Below are 15,744 nucleotides of genomic sequence, written 5' to 3'. Positions count from 1 at the left end.
AAACCGCCTGCGGGAGCGAGGCGGTTTGGTGTGGATGGTGCGTTTCTCTGGGTATGTTCAGAACGCGACAGATCCTCCGACCGCCATGTGGCGCGGATAATAAAAATACCAGAAGGAGGCAAAGGTCTGTGTCATGCGGCAAACGCTAGCGGAGATTCGCGCGCCTGTCGACAGGAAATTTTCCCAATGATTTCAACGCGCCTCAGGTTGCAGGCTTGCGCTGCGCCTGGCTGATGTCGAAATTCCAGGCAATCAGCATATTGGTCACGGCCGCCCCCAGGAAAGAGACAAGCAGCAAATCCCAGGACAGAACAAAGGCCGCGCCCAGGAAAATCGCCCCATCCACACACAGCTGAAACCACCCGGCTTTGAAGCCGGTTTTCTGCTCCACCACCAATGCCAAAATCGTGCCGCCACCCGCGGATGCGCCATGACGAAACAGGGCGATCACGCCAATACTTCCCAACGAACCACCCACGGCCGCCGCCACCATGGGATCAAGGCTGTCAAAGGAAATGAACCGCGCCAGCTGCGGCGCCAGAAGCGAGATCCCGACAACTGCTGCAATGGTCCGCAGGGTGAAATCCGGTCCACGCTTGAGCCAAGCCAACACAAAAAACGGCAGGCTCACCAGAAAGAACAACGTGCCAAAGTTCAGCGGTAGAACATAGGACAAAAGCAACGCCAGCCCCGCCAGCTGCCCGGTGACCAGCCCCGCCGATTTCAGGAACAGCAACGTCAGGGAACACATCAAAATGCCAAAGGCGATGCCTTGAACATCATAAAAAGAAATTGGTGAACGCATGGGGCGGCCTCATCAAATCTGTACTGATTTCGGGAGTCGATATGGGCCCTACGTCTCTCCATTATGTTGACTTGTCAACTTTCTCGCCGAAGAAAAACCGCCGACGCCTAGGATTTCAGCGTTTCGCCGTTTGATTGCGCCGGGTCGTCCACCAGAGGCCCTCCGCTGCGGGCCTGACGGATGTCAAAGTTCCAGATGATGATCAGATTCATCAGCGCCGCCGCCACAAAGGAATAGGCCACCTGTGTGGGCTCAAGCACAAAACAGGCCGCGAGAAAGATCAGCCCATCCACCCCCAGTTGCACCCAGCCCGCCTTGATCCCGGTCTTTTGCTCGATCACCAGAGACAGGATCGACAGCCCCCCGGCCGATGCATTGTGGCGAAACACGGCCAGAACCCCAATCCCGATCAACACGCCTCCCAAAAGCGCCGCGAGAGGGCGTCCAGGGTCCGCAATCAGCACCACACGGCCCAAAGCTTCCACCGAAAGGGAAATCCCGATCACAACGATCAACGTGCGAAGGGTAAACACCGGCCCGCGACGCCCCCATGCGAGCACAAGAAACGGAGCCCCAACCGCAAAGAACAAGACCCCGAACTCCCAGGGCAAAACATAGGACAGCAACAGCGCCAACCCCGCCGCCTGCCCGGTCACCAAACCGGCCGATTTTAAGAACAAGATGCCAAGCGCACAGAGGATCACCCCGATGGTGAGCCCCTGGACGTCAAATAGTCCACGTTTTCCTGTCATGGCTGATCCTTTTGAGGAGGAGGAAAATAGGTCAGCAATACTGATCTACATACCTCGCTCCCCTGGCCAGCGCAAGCGTCCTCCGCAGGATTGCTCATCCCGTTGTGCGGCTGGGTGCCGAACAAACCTTTGCATCCCATGATCTGCCCGCATAACAGGCACTTTATTAACGCAATGAGCAGGAAACAGGCAGCGGACAACTTGCAGTTTCCCCCCACAGGTGACAGAGAACGCCCCTGACACATCAGCCCATAGAACCGGAGATCCCCATGGCTTTTGCAATCGGAATTGGCCCCAATATCCGCAAATCCGCCTATTTCGACGCCACCGTTCGCGACGGGGTACGCAGCTTCTCGGTCTATAATCACATGTATATCCCAGCGCATTTCGGTGATCCCGAGGCGGAATACGACCGGTTGATCAATGGCGTCGCCATGTGGGATGTAGCCGCCCAGCGTCAGGTGCAGATCGCCGGACCCGATGCCGGCAAGCTGGTGCAATATCTGACACCGCGCGACCTGTCGAAGACTCAAATCGGTCAGGGGCGTTACGTGCCGATCTGCGACCACGACGGGTGGCTGATCAATGATCCGGTGCTGCTGAAACTGGCCGAAGACCGTTATTGGCTCTCTGTCGCCGATTGTGACATCCACCTGTGGGCCGCTGCCATTGGCCGCGAGAAGGGCTGGGATGTCGAAGTCAGCGAACCCGATGTCTCTCCGCTGGCCATCCAGGGCCCCAAGGCGGTTGAGGTCACCGCCGCCTTGTTTGGCGACTGGGTGCGCGACATGAAATACTTTGGTTTCAAGGAATGCACGCTTGAAGGCATCCCCCTTGTTCTCGCCCGCTCCGGCTGGTCAAAACAGGGCGGGTATGAGCTCTATCTGATGGACCGCAGCCAGGGGACCACGCTTTGGGACATTGTAAAAACCGCTGGTCAGCCCTGGGACATCGGCCCCGGTGCGCCCAATGATATCGAACGCCTCGAAAGCGGCTTGGTGTCATATGGTGCGGACATCCGCTGGCAGGACCACCGCGCGACCCCTTATGAAATCGGCCTGGGGGCTCTGGTCTCTCTGGACAGCCATGATTTCATCGGTCGCGACGCCCTGCGCGCGCACGCCAGCAAAGGACCTGCCCGCCAACGGGTGGGGCTGGTGATTGCGGACAATCCCCCCCTGCCCGGCCACCCGCTGCCTTTGCTGCAAAACGGGGTCGAGGTCGGCCATGTGGCGGAATTTGCGTATTCAAAACGGTTCGGCGGAACCATCGGCCACGCCCTAATCCGCTCTGATCTGGCAGAGGCAGCCGAAGGTTTGGAAATCATCGTGGAGGACAAGACCTATACCGCCACGCTCCACGCCATTCCGTTTGTCTAACAAAGCGCTCGAAGCGGTTTACCGCTTCAGCTTTACCCCGCGCGAAATGGTCAGGAATCCAAGGCCTAGAAGCCCGTGAATGACCATCGCGCCCCAGGTGTGAAAACTGATCCATAGGGCGGGCGCAAAAAGGGCGGTAAACGCTGCCCCCGCCAGCCCGATCAGATGAAACCCGGCCAACAGAAGCGCCATCTGACGCCCTACAGGGCTGCGCACGCCCGGCCAGAAAATCACCCAGGCCCCCATCAGCCCCAACGACAGCAAAGCCGCCCCCAGAAATCGCGCCGACACCCGAACCTCGGGTGGCATTTCTGCCAGCTGCTCTGCTGACAGCGACGAAAACCCACCGGAAATCAGCGCGTTGAGGCCTAACACCGCCTCCAACACCGCGTGGATTGCAAAAACTACAAGGGCAAGGGATTTCATTGGACGACCTTTGCGACAAGACAACATGCCATTTGGGTATCCCTGATTTTGCCATCGGCCAAGCGTTTCCGCACAACTCGGACAATATGACTTACATCCAGGAACATAACACAAACGAAAAACCCCGCTCTGTTGCCAGAGCGGGGTCAAGTTCAGGTCAGTCACCTGAGATCTATTTATTCGTCAGCCGCAACTTCTTCTGCAGCCAGGCGGGCTTTGTCGGCCGCGCCTTTGGCGTCCAGATCACGATCAACAAATTCGATGATCGCCATCGGAGCCATGTCGCCATAGCGGAAGCCAGCTTTCAGGATACGGACATAGCCGCCCTGACGGTCTTTGTACCGGGGGCCCAGAACGTCGAACAGTTTCGCAACATATTGGTCCTGCTTCAGCTTGGACGCGGCCTGACGGCGGGCGTGCAGATCGCCGCGTTTTGCCAGAGTGATCATCTTTTCGATGATCGGGCGCAGTTCTTTTGCTTTGGGCAGGGTTGTTTTGATTTGCTCGTGCTCGATCAGCGAGCCGGCCATGTTCGAGAACAGGGCTTTACGGTGCTCATGAGTACGGTTCAGGCGGCGGTAACCACGTGCGTGACGCATTGTTAAAATCCTTATCTTGCGTGTTTTGCTTTGTCAGGCAGCTGATGCGTGTCAGCCACTCACCTTGGGGCAGATGCCCATATTGTCCCCGGCCAACCCCGGGAATTTGTGAAGGGGGCCATTGGCCCCCCTCGGATTGGATTAGAAGCTGTCTTCGAACTTCTTCGCCAGATCTTCGATGTTGTCCGGCGGCCAGTCCTCGACGTCCATGCCCAGGTGCAGACCCATGCCTGACAGCACTTCTTTGATTTCGTTCAAAGATTTGCGGCCAAAGTTCGGAGTGCGCAGCATCTCGGCTTCGGTCTTCTGGATCAGATCGCCAATATAGACAATATTGTCGTTCTTCAGGCAGTTTGCAGAGCGGACAGACAGTTCCAGCTCGTCCACTTTCTTGAGCAGAAGCGGGTTGAACTCGAGACCATCGTCTTCGTCGGCGCGGCCTGCGGATTCCGGCTCGTCAAAGTTGACAAAGATCGACAGCTGGTCCTGAACGATACGGGCCGCAAAGGCCAGTGCGTCATCCGGAGAGATGGAACCATCGGTTTCCACCTTCAGGGTCAGCTTGTCATAGTCCAGAACCTGACCTTCACGGGTCGGCTGAACGTCATAGGCAACCTTTTTGACCGGCGAATAGATCGCATCGATCGGGATCAGGCCGATGGGTGCGTCTTCGGGCTTGTTCTTCTCGGCAGAGACATAGCCTTTGCCGGTGTTCACAGTCAGCTCCATGAACAGATCCGCGCCATCGTCCAGGTGGCAGATCACATGTTCACGGTTCAGAACCTCGATCCCGGCGGTTTCTGCGATGTCACCTGCGGTCACAATTGCGGGACCTTTGGCCGAAATCGACAGGCGCTTGGGGCCTTCGACTTCCATGCGCAGTGAAACCTGTTTGAGGTTCAGGATAATGTCAGTCACGTCTTCACGAACGCCAGCAACGCTGGAGAACTCGTGTAGGACGTTGTCGATCTGAACGCTGGTGATGGCGGCGCCTTGCAGGCTGCTCATCAGGACGCGGCGCAGCGCGTTGCCCAGTGTCAGACCAAAGCCGCGTTCCAGCGGTTCAGCGATAATGGTGGCTTGACGTGCGGGGTCGTTGCCTGGCTTAATTTCAAGCTGCGTCGGCTTGATAAGCTCTGCCCAGTTCTTGTGGATCATGCGTTCCCTCCATTCCTGTCCGACTCCCATGTCCCAAAAGAGACGGACGCCCGAGGTTTTTGTGAAGCACGCCAAGGCCCCGCAAAACGCAGGACCTCAGCAGGTTTTTTTGTTGTTATACGCGGCGACGCTTTGGTGGGCGGCAGCCGTTGTGGGCGATCGGGGTCACATCACGGATCGAGGTGATGTTGAAACCGATGGCCGCCAGGGCGCGCAGTGCGGATTCACGGCCGGAACCGGGACCTTGCACTTCCACTTCCAGGGTCTTCACGCCATGCTCTTGCGCTTTTTTGCCTGCATCTTCTGCAGCCATCTGCGCGGCATAAGGTGTGGATTTACGCGAACCTTTGAAGCCCATGGAACCAGCCGAGGACCAGGAAATCGCGTTACCCTGAACGTCAGAGATCAGGATTTTGGTGTTGTTGAACGAAGAGTTCACATGTGCAACGCCAGAGGCGATGTTCTTGCGCTCTTTACGCTTTGTACGAGTCTTTTCACGTGCCATTGATCAAACCCTCCCTTACTTCTTCTTACCAGCGATGGCCTTTGCAGGGCCTTTGCGGGTACGAGCGTTGGTGTGGGTACGCTGACCGCGAACGGGCAGGTTACGACGGTGACGCAGACCACGGTAGCAGCCCAGGTCCATCAGACGTTTGATGTTCATCTGAACTTCACGACGCAGGTCACCTTCTACGGTGTAGGTCGCGTCGATGTGCTCACGAATGGCCAGGACTTCGGCGTCCGACAGTTCGTTTACACGACGGGTGACGTCGATGTTTACAGCTTCGCAGATGGCTTTGGCCGATGCGGGACCAATACCGGTGATATAAGTGAGGGCGATCGGAACCCGCTTTGCAGTCGGGATGTTTACGCCGGCGATACGTGCCACGTTATACGTTCCTTTTTCAGTTGCGGTTCCGTAGCTCCAGAACCTTTTTTCACAACATAAGCCCGAAAGCGTCCTGCCTTCGGGCCTAACGAATATCTTCTGGCTCTCCAAATGGATCCGAGGTGCCAGATCAAGATGATTCTCATTGAGGAATTCTGCTTAGGAGGTTCTATGATGGCCGTCAAGAGTGAACAGACAATCACGTCAGAGAACCCGTCAGACGGCAAATGCATCTTAATGCATTTGGGGTGTAGGCAGTGTATACTGCGTTTTGATCACTTGCAAATGAAGTATCCTCAACACACTCTTCAAAAATCTTAAATTAGCCCCGCCGAGCGGCCATTTTTCATTGTTAATCGGAACAACTTGAAGTAGTTCTGCGTATAATAAGTAGAAAAATTAATGATACCTCCAACAGATGGTTTTAAGGTGATAAGATCCTTTTTCAAAGCCAAGGCTCGGTTTCCTGTTTTCTCGGTCCATGATTTAGACATCATGCGCGCCGCACTTCGTAACAACGAACGCGACGGAATTACCGGTTTTTTGCTCCGCGATGGAAATACGTATTTAAACGTCGTTGAAGGGCCAAAAGACAAGGTCGAGGCGATGCTGGCGCGAGTGGCCAACGACCCGCGTGCCTTTGGGTTTGAGATCTTGTCTTTCGCCAAAACCGAAGACCGACAATACCCCGCATGGTCGATGAGCTATCACGAACACAATCAGCCAAAACCCTTGCACTGCCCCATTCAAGATTTCCTGTCTTGCCCTGAAACACATGCCGTTGATACGGCTTTGGCGGCGATGCAGTCCTTGGGATTACGGCAAATTTCAATTGACCTTCAGTCCAACAGTCAAATTCAAACCCGTCAAACCGCTTGAAACGCGGAAACGACAGGCGGCAATTTGCGCCGCGTAAAATGCTTTGCGGATTTACCCTGTCAAAATTGGCCCATCCGGCCGGTTTATCGCTCACATTACGGCAAACGACATTGAATCAGGCTACATTTGTTGCATTCTTTTGATTCAGCCAAGATTGGCACATCCAATGTTGTTTCGGCTTCTCTACCGGGCAAAGGCCAACTATCCGCCCTTTACCTTTCACGATCTGGATATCCTTAGAACCGCCACGGCGTTTAACAGCGCCAATGATGTGACCGGTTTTTTGATCCGCGATGAATATGAATACTTCCAAGTTCTGGAAGGGGAGCGGCAGGTCCTGCTGGACCTTGCCCATCGCATCGCCAAAGACGGGCGTATCTATGGCTACACTGACATCTGGTCAGGTGAAATCGAAGCGCGCCTGTTTGATCTGTGGTCAATGGGGTTTCACATCCTTGGTCAGGCCGACAATGGCCTGCCCTATCGCCTGTCACTGCTCACGCCTTGGACCACCCCGACATTGAAGCAGCGGGCCATTCGCGACATCGCCCAAGTGGCGATCGACAAATACCAAGGGGCCACCTCAGGTCATTCCTGATGGCAGCCCCTTGTTGTTCTGTGGCCTAGATGCTGTCTGGCTGGGTTACTTGCCCAGGATCCAGTCGATGGACGTCTTAACCTCGTCAATCGACGCCAGACCGTCCACGCGCTGCAGGTTGCCCTTGGCGTAGTAGTAACCGATCAGCGGCGAGGTCTTTTTGTAGTATTCCATCAAGCGGATCTTGACGCTTTCTTCGTTGTCATCAGCGCGCACCGGCTGACCCGCAGCGCGGGCTTCTTCGGCGCGGTTGACGATCCGCTGTACCAGCGTCTCATCATTCACCTGCATCTCGATGACGCTGTCGATCTTCAGCTCCATCTCGAGCATCAGCTTTTCCAACGCATCCGCCTGCGGCAGCGTGCGGGGGAAGCCATCAAAGATAAAGCCGCCCTCGGAGCCTTTTTGCATCTTCTCACGGATCAGGCCGATGACGATCTGGTCGGTGACCAGCTTGCCCTCTGCCATGATCGCCGCAACCTTCTTGCCCATTTCAGAGCCAGACGCCTGCGCCTCCCGCAGCATGTCACCAGTGGAGAGCTGCACCATGTTGCGCGACTCTACCAGGTTTTTAGCTTGCGTTCCTTTACCCGCGCCAGGCGGGCCCAAAAGAATAATATTTGTCATCGACGTGCCGGTCCCCGTCTCGTCCGTTTCTTGTTACGCCCACGCAGCTGGCTCTTTTCAATCAGGCCTTCGTATTGATGCGCAAGCAAGTGGCTCTGCACCTGTTGAATGGTGTCCATTGTAACCGAGACCACAATCAGAACCGAAGTGCCACCAAAGTAGAACGGAATTGTAAACTGGCTACGCAAAATCTCTGGCAAGAGACAAACTGCCGCAAGGTAGGCGGAGCCCAAGACCAACACGCGATTGACCACATATTCCATATATTCGGCTGTTTTTGCACCTGGGCGAATGCCCGGAACAAAGCCGTTCTGGTTCTTGAGGTTGTTCGCTACGTCTTCGGGTTTGAACGCGACATTGAACGTGTAGAAATAGGCAAAGAACACAATCATCGACACAAAGAACAGCAGGTACAGCGGCTGGCCGGGACCAAAGTTCGCCAGAAGCCAGGACATCACCGGACCAGTGGCGGCGTCGGTTGAGAAGGTTGCGATCGTTGTCGGCAACAACAGCAGCGATGATGCAAAGATCGCCGGGATCACGCCCGCTGGGTTCACCTTGATCGGCAGGTGCGAAGAGCCGCCGTCATAGACTTTCATGCCGACCTGACGACGCGGGTACTGAATGTGGATCTTGCGCAGCGCCCGCTCCATAAAGACCACAAACATAATAATCCCCACCACCATCAGGATGACGGCAACAATCACAGCAGGGCTCAGCGCGCCAGAGCGGCCAGAGGCAAAGAACTGGGCCAGAGCCGCCGGAACTTCGGCGATAATACCCACAAAGATGATGAGCGAGATACCGTTGCCGATGCCGCGGTTGGTGATCTGTTCACCCAGCCACATCAGGAACATAGTGCCGCCAACCAGGGTGATCATACAGGCCAGACGGAAGTACAGGCCCGGATCATGCGCCAGCTCACCCGACTCTAGCGAGACCGACAGGCCATAGGCCTGCACCGTCGCCAACGCCACAGTGCCGTAGCGGGTGTATTGGTTGATCTTCTTGCGACCCTGTTCGCCTTCTTTCTTGAGCTGTTCAAGCGAAGGCACCATGGAGGTCAGAAGCTGGACAATAATCGAGGCCGAGATATAGGGCATGATGCCCAGGGCAAAGATGCCCATCCGTCCCAGCGCACCACCGGTGAACATGGAAACCATGCCGCCAATGCCCGCGCCTGCGGATTCCATAAACTGACGCAATGCGTTTGCGTCGATGCCCGGGACCGGAATGAATGTGCCAAGCCGGTAGACGATCAAAAGTCCGATGGTGAACAGGATGCGATTACGCAGATCTGTGGCCTTGCCCAAGGCGGCCCAGCTGGTGTTCGCGGCCATTTGTTCAGCTGCTGATACCATGAAATTGGTCTCTTCTTGCAAAAACGCCGCCCTGAACCATTTTCCGGCTCGGACGGCGTGATGGAAAACTTAATGCCCTATGTAAGCGGCATTGCCGCCGCTCACAAGGTTCATAAGCCGGTTCACTCGGCCGCAGCCACGGTTGCCACGGTCAACGCGCCGCCTGCTTTTTCTACGGCCTCAACAGCTGCCTTGGAGGCGCCGGTGACCGAGATGGTTGCTTTGGCGGTGATTTCACCTTTGGCCAGAACGCGTACACCGTCCAGCTTGCGACGGACAACGCCGGAAGCAACCAGAGTGTCTTCGGTGATGTTTGCCGCGTCCAGCTTGCCCGCGTCGATGAACTTCTGGATCAGACCCAGGTTGATGACAGCGTATTCTTTGCGGTTCGGCTTGTTAAAGCCACGCTTTGGCAGACGTTGGTACAAAGGCATTTGGCCGCCTTCGTAACCATTGATGGCTACACCGGAACGGGATTTCTGACCTTTGATACCACGGCCACCCATTTTACCTTTGCCGGAACCCGGACCACGGCCAACACGGGTCCGTTTTGGGGAGGCGCCAGGATTGTCGCGCAATTCGTTCAGTTTCATTTCGCTTCTCCATTGCCGGATATGACCCAATGAAGCGTAAGCAGGTCAACCACGGCTTTTCTTGCTTGTTGATTCTTGTGATGCCGAAACACCACCGGGGGCGTATAGACGGGATGCGCAGGCGGATCAAGGTCTGAGAGCGGGAAAGACATTTGACCTCATTTCTGCGAGACTTACGCTGCGGTTCTATTTGAGCGAAGTGATTTGAAGATGCACACACTGGAACGACTTCAAAGAGCCTGGGGATCAAAGCTCTATCCCCCAACCTCAGTTTCTGAACGCGATTTGTCAGATCTGGAAGCCGAACTACAGTTTGGCTTCCCCAAAGGGTATCGCGCACAGGTTCTGGAATTCGGCCTCCCCGGTCCAACGGCAGAGCTTTGGGACTGGCTTACCGATCGCGAGGATGCCGCGATCGCGCGATACGGGTTCACCTTGGCCATGCTTTTCAAATCGTCCCCGCCGCATCTGAATGACTTCTTTACACCGGAAGAGATGCAGGAAGCTCTTTCATCGCGCGAGCTCGGCTTGCCCGAGCATCTTCTGCCATTTGCCAATGACAGTTCTGGAAATCTGTTTTGCTTTGACCTGACTGTTCTACGTGCGTCGCCCGGCGCAAACTCCTCTGTGTATTACTGGGATCACGACTTTCTAGAAGTCGAAAGACTGGCAAAAACATTTGACCGCTTCGTAAACCTCTACCTGCCATGACACCAACGCCCTTTACCCGCGGTTTCCCTATCGAAAACGCGGTAGCTGATGCATGATCTGTGTCTGTTTTGGGCTGGACCGCATTCTATAAAGGGTGGCGGCGCCGCCGGGTGGAAAGTGGGATGGGGTGAGCCATCGCAAAAGACGTCTTTTGACACCCCGGCGTGTCAGGCCGGGGTCCCGTATCCGGTGGTCGGGGGTGTCAGGCCCGACCGGTGTTCATGAACCCGGACAGTTTAAAACGCGCGTTTTAAAACTTGCCCAATGTGGCGCGCGCATAGCGCGCAACGGGTGCGCCAGTGGGTTGGCGCACGAGATTAAGCGCGCGTTCCTTGCAATCGGGGCACACCCGCCAGTCCGAACATTCGTGCAATTCGCTCTCCGGCTCGGCATTGTACCAGACACCGTCAATGTTGATCTTCAAACACTGTGAGCATCTGGTCAGATCCTTGGTGGTGTACGGTAAAAGCTGCGGCGCCCCACCTGGTACATCATCCGGATCATGCGACACCAGCAGACCACCCTGATGCAACGGCTCGATCCGCATTCGGAAATGGGAGGCGTCTCCCATGTTTTCCAGCTGATAGGGCAAAACAATCGGCCTGCGCTTGTTGCGCACCCAAAAGAACATAGCCCGCAGAAAACGCTGTGTTTCTTCCCCCGCTACAAAATCCCAAACAGGTAAGTATCGGATATTCTCAAAAACATTGTTTGGTGCGCCAAGCATGTCAGATGACGCATTCCAGTCTTCGCTAACCGCAACAAAACGGTCATTGATATCTAACTCATACCACATCGTCGGCATTACTCCCCTCACCGTGGCATAGAATTACACGGAAATGACAATACGCAAATACATTTGGGGTTGTTTAAGTAATCAGTTAAGCAATTTTTGGTTGAGTAACGCAAAACTCCTCGCGTTTGAGCCGACATCCTGACCGTTAAACGGGAAAAACAAAAAAAAACGCCCGGCGCGGTCGCGGGGCGTTTCTGGCGATTCTGATTTGGAACTGCAGCTCGAACAGCGGCAAAAGCCCCACATCAGCGCGTAAAAGGACAAAGATCCAGATCTTAGGATCGTTTTGCGTGGTCCCATGCGATGTCGCGGATGTCGGCGCGGCTGACACCGATGTCGTCGAGCTCGCGGGTCGACAGCGCGTTCAGTTCGCTGCAGGCCTTATAGTATGTGCGCAGTTGCGCGAAATATGTATTGGCCGCTTCAGCTGCAATGTGAATACGTGCAACAAATGCGGACGGGGTTGTGTTTGATACAGCAACGGTCATTTTGACTACCTTTCGTGTCTGGACCGGACCTATTCCGGTTCCTCGCGCCAGGCTCCCTAACTGACACGACAAAGATAGCTTTGATGTTGGGCGCTAACAATTGCCGGCTTGGACTGCCCGTTATGCACCTGCAGCATAGATAGCTATACGCTTTGTTCATACTTTACGCACTGAGCGCATCTTTTCGCCGTGTCTGTAAATGGCGCGGAAGACCCCGGGGGAAAACAGAGATAACTTGGCAAAACCACTAGGCCGGTTTTGGCCGCGCTTGCGACAAATTCGAGATGGAGCTTTGTTTCGGTTGAACCCCGTAACCACTGCAGTATGAATCACTCTTAGTAGCGAATCAAAATTACATGTGTCGGCGCCTGCGTTGATTGTTACGCGCAATTTTTGCCTCATAATCGGCAAAAAAAGTGTCCATTCAAGATTTGGGCGTGCACAAGTTGCGTTGATCACAAAATAACACATTCATGAAAACTGAATACAAACTGTGTAGAGAGCGGGAACAATCCCTTGCATTTCCCCTAGATTATCTCTAAGCAGCAGAAAATGCCGGTGGTTTACCCCTAGATTCACTGAAACCTGTGTAACATATTCCAATTTTGAAGTTTTTCTCGCCTTTTTCACTTTCACACAACGCAAAGTTATCGTTGCTTTGCGTGAACTTATATTTGTGAAAAAGCTTTACGATAGATTTTAAAGAAGATAATTGGATAATGTTATAAGTGAAATGGCGCAGATTCGCGCTTACTTGTAATCATTTTCTTGAGTTTGCTTGGGGGCAACAATGACACTTGTTACATCTGACAACGGCAACAACATTATCAACGGCAACAACGACGCAGAGTCCGTAAATGGTGCTGGCGGCGATGACGTTATTCTGGCAGCTGGCGGCGACGACTTTTCCAAAGGCGGCACCGGCAATGACTTCCTGAAAGGCGGCACTGGCGACGACACCCTGTCCGGCGGTGACGGCAACGACACCCTGTCCGGTGGCGACGGCGCTGACAAACTGGCTGGCGGTGAAGGCAACGACCGTCTGGCAGGCGGCAACGGCGAAGACACCCTGTACGGTGGCGAAGGCAACAACAAACTGTTCGGCGGCGCGGACGCTGACACATTTGTTTTCGGCGACGAATCCACTGGCGACAGCAAGATCATGGACTTCGACGTTCTGGAAGACATCATCCGTCTGGAAGATGGCGTAACCATCGACAACATCTCTGACTCCGCAAAAGGCGTTGTTCTGGAGCTGAGCACCGGTGGCGAAGTTCTGCTGACCGGTCTGGAATCTTCCGACCTGGAAGCGCTGTTCTCTTAAGAGAAACAGCCGCAGATATTCTGCGACACACAAGCCCCTCCTTGCAAAAGGGGGGGCTTTGTTGTGAACGGTTCTTTGCTCATTTTTTGCAAGATTTCAGGACCGCTTGCAGCCTTCTTCAAAGCCACGTAATTCAGCACTGCTCACGCTGACATAACATTTCTTTGGCACATGTCTTAATTTCGACAGCTTCCCACGGTATCTGGCACCAGACGGTTCAGACATACATCTATAGTGGCTCCGGAATCAGCGCTTTGGTGCCAGCCGCAACAACCCGGGTCTCTTCTTTAACCATTTCAACTTTAACCATCATGACCAACGAAACGCGTTAAACCCCATGTCTCACCCCAACCACGCTCTCGCCTATCGGCCCGAAATCGATGGCATGCGCGCCATCGCTGTGATCTCGGTGATGATCTATCACCTCAAGATTTCAATGGGCGACTCCACCCTGTTGAAGGGCGGTTTTCTGGGCGTGGATCTGTTTTTTGTATTGTCGGGCTTCCTGATCACGCAGATCCTGATCCGAGAGTTCAACACAACGGGCAAAATCAGTATTCGCCAGTTCTATTGGCGACGGGCCAAGCGGATCTTGCCGCCCTTGCTTGCGGTGATGCTGGTCTCTTTGCCCGCGGCCTGGGTGATCTTGCTGCCAAGCGAATTGGAGCGGTTTTCACTGTCTCTGCTCAGCGCGCTGGCCTTTATCAGCAATGGGTTCTGGTTCTTTGAGCTGAGCGAATATGGCGCGCAATCTGGCCTTCTGCAGCCGTTTTTGCACACGTGGAGCCTGGCGATCGAGGAACAATACTACATTGTTTTTCCACCCCTTTTGATCCTTTTGTTGCGACGTGGATCGCTGCGCATTGCCTTGTGGGTGATGGTCGGAGCCGCCCTTGTGTCGTTGATCGCCTCAGAAGCATTGACCGAGCTTCATCCCTCATTGTCATTTTATTCTCCCACCAGCCGGGCCTGGGAATTGCTGGCCGGGTCGATCCTGGCGGCGCTGACGCTGATGCGCCCTGATGGGTTGATGGGCGGTGTCTTGCAACGTGTGGTGCCAGCCCTGTCGCTGGTGGTGTTTTTTGCCTGTATCATCGCGTTTGATCTGGCCAAACTGGCCCATCCGGGCCTGGTCACCCTGCCCGTTATCCTGGCCACCTGCGGGTTGATCTGGTTCATGCGTCCGGGTGATCCGGTGACGGATGTACTTGCCTCTGGTCCGATGGTTTACATCGGCAAGCTGTCTTACTCCATTTACCTCTGGCATTTCCCGGTCTTTGCGTTTGGCCGGTTGACGACGCTGGGGTCCCCGCCGCTGGCGGATATGGTGATCTGGGTCCTGTTGACCTTTGTTCTGGCGGCAGGAAGCTATTACCTGGTCGAACGCCCCTTCCGGTTTAACGTAGCTCCCAAACGGTTTGCGATGGCGCTGGTTGCGGCGCTGGTGCCGATTGTGGGCGGTACCGCTTTGGTGGCAACCGGCAGCCTGTCCCAGACCGGACGTCTGCAGGCGATGGCCGAGCTTTATGGCAAGAACGAAATGGACAACACAATTCTGGCGCAGGCCAGCTGGGGTCCACTGGATGATGCCACCCCGGACGAAGAGATCGGATCCTGGAACGCACAACGCCCGTCAGAACATGAAAAACACGGGCTTTGGTTCAGCCGCGACGACAGCCGCAAGATGCTGATTATTGGCGACAGCCATTCCAAGGATCTGTTTAACGCGCTGACCTTGAACCAAGATCTGTTCCCAGACTTTGAATTTGCCCGGTTTAACCTGCATCGAAAATCATTGGACGACGATCTGGCGACACTGTTGGCCGCCCCAAATTTCGAAGCCGCGGACATTATCGTTTTTGCGCCGCGGTATTATCGGGAATACAAAGAGGCCACCGCTACCGTCCTGGCTGCGGTACAGCCCAGTGGAAAAGAGGTCGTTTTGATCGGTCCCGGCGCTGAGTTTGACGCAGGCGGCGCGCAGCCTTTGTTTGATTGGTATCTGCAAATGAGCGGCGGCGATGCGGATTTGTTTGACCTCAACGCTTTGGCTTTGAAGTTTGAAGAACCCACCCCAAAGGAGCGCGAAAACGTGCTGCGTCGGATCGCTCAGGACGCGCAAGTGACGTTTTACTCGCGCCGCGAGCTGGTCTGCAGTGCGGATGGCACTGCCAAGGGCTGCACCATCGTCACGCCGGATGGGTTTAAGGCCATGTATGACAGCAACCACTGGACGCTGGAGGGTGCGAAACTGTTTGGCAAGCGCGCCGCCGAGGCCGGGTGGTTTTCGACCGAATTGTCAAAACTGGACCAGACCACGGACCAAAAGTAACTCGCCCCACGGGGCATGTATCAGTAA

General features: G+C 55.0%; 18 protein-coding genes. 6 read left to right on the top strand and 12 right to left on the bottom strand.

Annotation, left to right across the window (positions count from 1 at the left end):
* Nucleotides 1-202 precede the first annotated feature (202 nt).
* Both GFB49_RS08215 and GFB49_RS08210 read right to left on the bottom strand, forming a co-directional pair.
* Nucleotides 203-805 carry a YitT family protein gene (locus GFB49_RS08215; protein ID WP_153215384.1) on the bottom strand — a complete coding sequence of 201 codons (603 nt, stop codon included), beginning with the start codon at nt 803-805 and terminating at the stop codon, nt 203-205.
* Nucleotides 806-912: 107 nt separating this feature from the next.
* Entirely contained in the window at nt 913-1,557 is a 645-nt protein-coding gene (locus tag GFB49_RS08210; protein ID WP_153215383.1) for a YitT family protein, read from the bottom strand.
* Nucleotides 1,558-1,826: 269 nt separating this feature from the next.
* On the opposite strand from GFB49_RS08210, the gene GFB49_RS08205 reads away from it, so the two are divergent.
* Nucleotides 1,827-2,936 (top strand): glycine cleavage T C-terminal barrel domain-containing protein, encoded by a 1,110-nt coding sequence (locus tag GFB49_RS08205; protein WP_153215382.1) that lies wholly within the window; start codon nt 1,827-1,829, stop codon nt 2,934-2,936.
* Nucleotides 2,937-2,954: 18 nt separating this feature from the next.
* Here the strand turns inward: GFB49_RS08205 and GFB49_RS08200 are convergent, their stop codons facing one another.
* The 5 genes from GFB49_RS08200 to rpsM all read right to left on the bottom strand — a co-directional run bounded on the left by GFB49_RS08200 (nt 2,955) and on the right by rpsM (nt 6,008).
* Nucleotides 2,955-3,362, bottom strand: a complete 408-nt coding sequence (locus tag GFB49_RS08200) for a hypothetical protein (protein ID WP_153215381.1) — start codon at nt 3,360-3,362, stop codon at nt 2,955-2,957.
* 176 nt (nt 3,363-3,538) lie between these two features.
* Nucleotides 3,539-3,961 carry a 50S ribosomal protein L17 gene (gene rplQ, locus GFB49_RS08195; RefSeq protein ID WP_153215380.1) on the bottom strand — a complete coding sequence of 141 codons (423 nt, stop codon included), beginning with the start codon at nt 3,959-3,961 and terminating at the stop codon, nt 3,539-3,541.
* 141 nt (nt 3,962-4,102) lie between these two features.
* Entirely contained in the window at nt 4,103-5,119 is a 1,017-nt protein-coding gene (locus GFB49_RS08190; protein WP_153215379.1) for a DNA-directed RNA polymerase subunit alpha, read from the bottom strand.
* A 115-nt stretch (nt 5,120-5,234) separates the two neighbouring features.
* Nucleotides 5,235-5,624, bottom strand: a complete 390-nt coding sequence (rpsK, locus tag GFB49_RS08185; protein ID WP_153215378.1) for a 30S ribosomal protein S11 — start codon at nt 5,622-5,624, stop codon at nt 5,235-5,237.
* A 15-nt stretch (nt 5,625-5,639) separates the two neighbouring features.
* Complete coding sequence (gene rpsM / locus GFB49_RS08180) at nt 5,640-6,008, bottom strand: 30S ribosomal protein S13 (protein WP_343032517.1); 369 nt, start codon at nt 6,006-6,008, stop codon at nt 5,640-5,642.
* 495 nt (nt 6,009-6,503) lie between these two features.
* Here rpsM and GFB49_RS08175 point away from each other — a divergent pair, with 495 nt between their 5' ends.
* Together GFB49_RS08175 and GFB49_RS08170 are read left to right on the top strand one after the other, a co-directional pair.
* Complete coding sequence (locus GFB49_RS08175) at nt 6,504-6,887, top strand: BLUF domain-containing protein (RefSeq protein ID WP_194269294.1); 384 nt, start codon at nt 6,504-6,506, stop codon at nt 6,885-6,887.
* A 166-nt stretch (nt 6,888-7,053) separates the two neighbouring features.
* The gene (locus tag GFB49_RS08170; protein ID WP_153215375.1) at nt 7,054-7,485 is read left to right on the top strand and encodes a BLUF domain-containing protein; all 432 of its coding nucleotides are present in this window, start codon (nt 7,054-7,056) and stop codon (nt 7,483-7,485) included.
* Nucleotides 7,486-7,530: 45 nt separating this feature from the next.
* Here GFB49_RS08170 and GFB49_RS08165 read toward each other — a convergent pair whose 3' ends face one another.
* From GFB49_RS08165 to rplO, 3 genes are all read right to left on the bottom strand, one after another.
* Nucleotides 7,531-8,112 (bottom strand): adenylate kinase, encoded by a 582-nt coding sequence (locus tag GFB49_RS08165; RefSeq protein WP_153215374.1) that lies wholly within the window; start codon nt 8,110-8,112, stop codon nt 7,531-7,533.
* A complete protein-coding gene (gene secY / locus GFB49_RS08160; protein ID WP_153215373.1) occupies nt 8,109-9,473 on the bottom strand; it encodes a preprotein translocase subunit SecY in 1,365 nt (454 codons plus the stop codon). The genes GFB49_RS08165 and secY overlap by 4 nt, the downstream gene beginning before the upstream one ends.
* Before the next feature lie 122 nt (nt 9,474-9,595).
* Nucleotides 9,596-10,066 carry a 50S ribosomal protein L15 gene (rplO, locus tag GFB49_RS08155; protein WP_153215372.1) on the bottom strand — a complete coding sequence of 157 codons (471 nt, stop codon included), beginning with the start codon at nt 10,064-10,066 and terminating at the stop codon, nt 9,596-9,598.
* A 210-nt stretch (nt 10,067-10,276) separates the two neighbouring features.
* Here rplO and GFB49_RS08150 point away from each other — a divergent pair, with 210 nt between their 5' ends.
* The gene (locus GFB49_RS08150) at nt 10,277-10,777 is read left to right on the top strand and encodes an SMI1/KNR4 family protein (protein WP_153215371.1); all 501 of its coding nucleotides are present in this window, start codon (nt 10,277-10,279) and stop codon (nt 10,775-10,777) included.
* Between the two features lie 250 nt (nt 10,778-11,027).
* Here GFB49_RS08150 and GFB49_RS08145 read toward each other — a convergent pair whose 3' ends face one another.
* Together GFB49_RS08145 and GFB49_RS08140 are read right to left on the bottom strand one after the other, a co-directional pair.
* Nucleotides 11,028-11,582 (bottom strand): hypothetical protein, encoded by a 555-nt coding sequence (locus GFB49_RS08145; RefSeq protein WP_153215370.1) that lies wholly within the window; start codon nt 11,580-11,582, stop codon nt 11,028-11,030.
* Nucleotides 11,583-11,848: 266 nt separating this feature from the next.
* Nucleotides 11,849-12,061, bottom strand: coding sequence for a DUF1127 domain-containing protein (locus tag GFB49_RS08140; protein ID WP_153215369.1), 213 nt, complete (start codon nt 12,059-12,061; stop codon nt 11,849-11,851).
* Between the two features lie 790 nt (nt 12,062-12,851).
* Between GFB49_RS08140 and GFB49_RS21375 the strand changes: the two genes are divergently transcribed.
* Both GFB49_RS21375 and GFB49_RS08130 read left to right on the top strand, forming a co-directional pair.
* Nucleotides 12,852-13,385, top strand: coding sequence for a calcium-binding protein (locus GFB49_RS21375; protein ID WP_153215368.1), 534 nt, complete (start codon nt 12,852-12,854; stop codon nt 13,383-13,385).
* 337 nt (nt 13,386-13,722) lie between these two features.
* Complete coding sequence (locus GFB49_RS08130; protein WP_153215367.1) at nt 13,723-15,717, top strand: acyltransferase family protein; 1,995 nt, start codon at nt 13,723-13,725, stop codon at nt 15,715-15,717.
* Nucleotides 15,718-15,744: the final 27 nt, after the last annotated feature.

Source organism: Tritonibacter litoralis (assembly GCF_009496005.1).
GTDB lineage: Bacteria > Pseudomonadota > Alphaproteobacteria > Rhodobacterales > Rhodobacteraceae > Epibacterium > Epibacterium litoralis.
The sequence above is the reverse complement of the archived record's forward strand: the minus strand, read 5'-3'. Positions and strand labels throughout refer to the sequence as shown.

Bases quoted from the DNA above. Each gene is read 5' to 3' on its own strand.
- GFB49_RS08215 (WP_153215384.1), bottom strand. From the start codon at position 805: ATGCGTTCACCAATTTCTTTTTATGATGTTCAAGGCATCGCCTTTGGC.
- GFB49_RS08210 (WP_153215383.1), bottom strand. From the start codon at position 1,557: ATGACAGGAAAACGTGGACTATTTGACGTCCAGGGGCTCACCATCGGG.
- GFB49_RS08205 (WP_153215382.1), top strand. From the start codon at position 1,827: ATGGCTTTTGCAATCGGAATTGGCCCCAATATCCGCAAATCCGCCTAT.
- GFB49_RS08200 (WP_153215381.1), bottom strand. From the start codon at position 3,362: ATGAAATCCCTTGCCCTTGTAGTTTTTGCAATCCACGCGGTGTTGGAG.
- rplQ (WP_153215380.1), bottom strand. From the start codon at position 3,961: ATGCGTCACGCACGTGGTTACCGCCGCCTGAACCGTACTCATGAGCAC.
- GFB49_RS08190 (WP_153215379.1), bottom strand. From the start codon at position 5,119: ATGATCCACAAGAACTGGGCAGAGCTTATCAAGCCGACGCAGCTTGAA.
- rpsK (WP_153215378.1), bottom strand. From the start codon at position 5,624: ATGGCACGTGAAAAGACTCGTACAAAGCGTAAAGAGCGCAAGAACATC.
- GFB49_RS08175 (WP_194269294.1), top strand. From the start codon at position 6,504: ATGCGCGCCGCACTTCGTAACAACGAACGCGACGGAATTACCGGTTTT.
- GFB49_RS08170 (WP_153215375.1), top strand. From the start codon at position 7,054: ATGTTGTTTCGGCTTCTCTACCGGGCAAAGGCCAACTATCCGCCCTTT.
- GFB49_RS08165 (WP_153215374.1), bottom strand. From the start codon at position 8,112: ATGACAAATATTATTCTTTTGGGCCCGCCTGGCGCGGGTAAAGGAACG.
- secY (WP_153215373.1), bottom strand. From the start codon at position 9,473: ATGGTATCAGCAGCTGAACAAATGGCCGCGAACACCAGCTGGGCCGCC.
- rplO (WP_153215372.1), bottom strand. From the start codon at position 10,066: ATGAAACTGAACGAATTGCGCGACAATCCTGGCGCCTCCCCAAAACGG.
- GFB49_RS08150 (WP_153215371.1), top strand. From the start codon at position 10,277: ATGCACACACTGGAACGACTTCAAAGAGCCTGGGGATCAAAGCTCTAT.
- GFB49_RS08145 (WP_153215370.1), bottom strand. From the start codon at position 11,582: ATGCCGACGATGTGGTATGAGTTAGATATCAATGACCGTTTTGTTGCG.
- GFB49_RS08140 (WP_153215369.1), bottom strand. From the start codon at position 12,061: ATGACCGTTGCTGTATCAAACACAACCCCGTCCGCATTTGTTGCACGT.
- GFB49_RS21375 (WP_153215368.1), top strand. From the start codon at position 12,852: ATGACACTTGTTACATCTGACAACGGCAACAACATTATCAACGGCAAC.
- GFB49_RS08130 (WP_153215367.1), top strand. From the start codon at position 13,723: ATGTCTCACCCCAACCACGCTCTCGCCTATCGGCCCGAAATCGATGGC.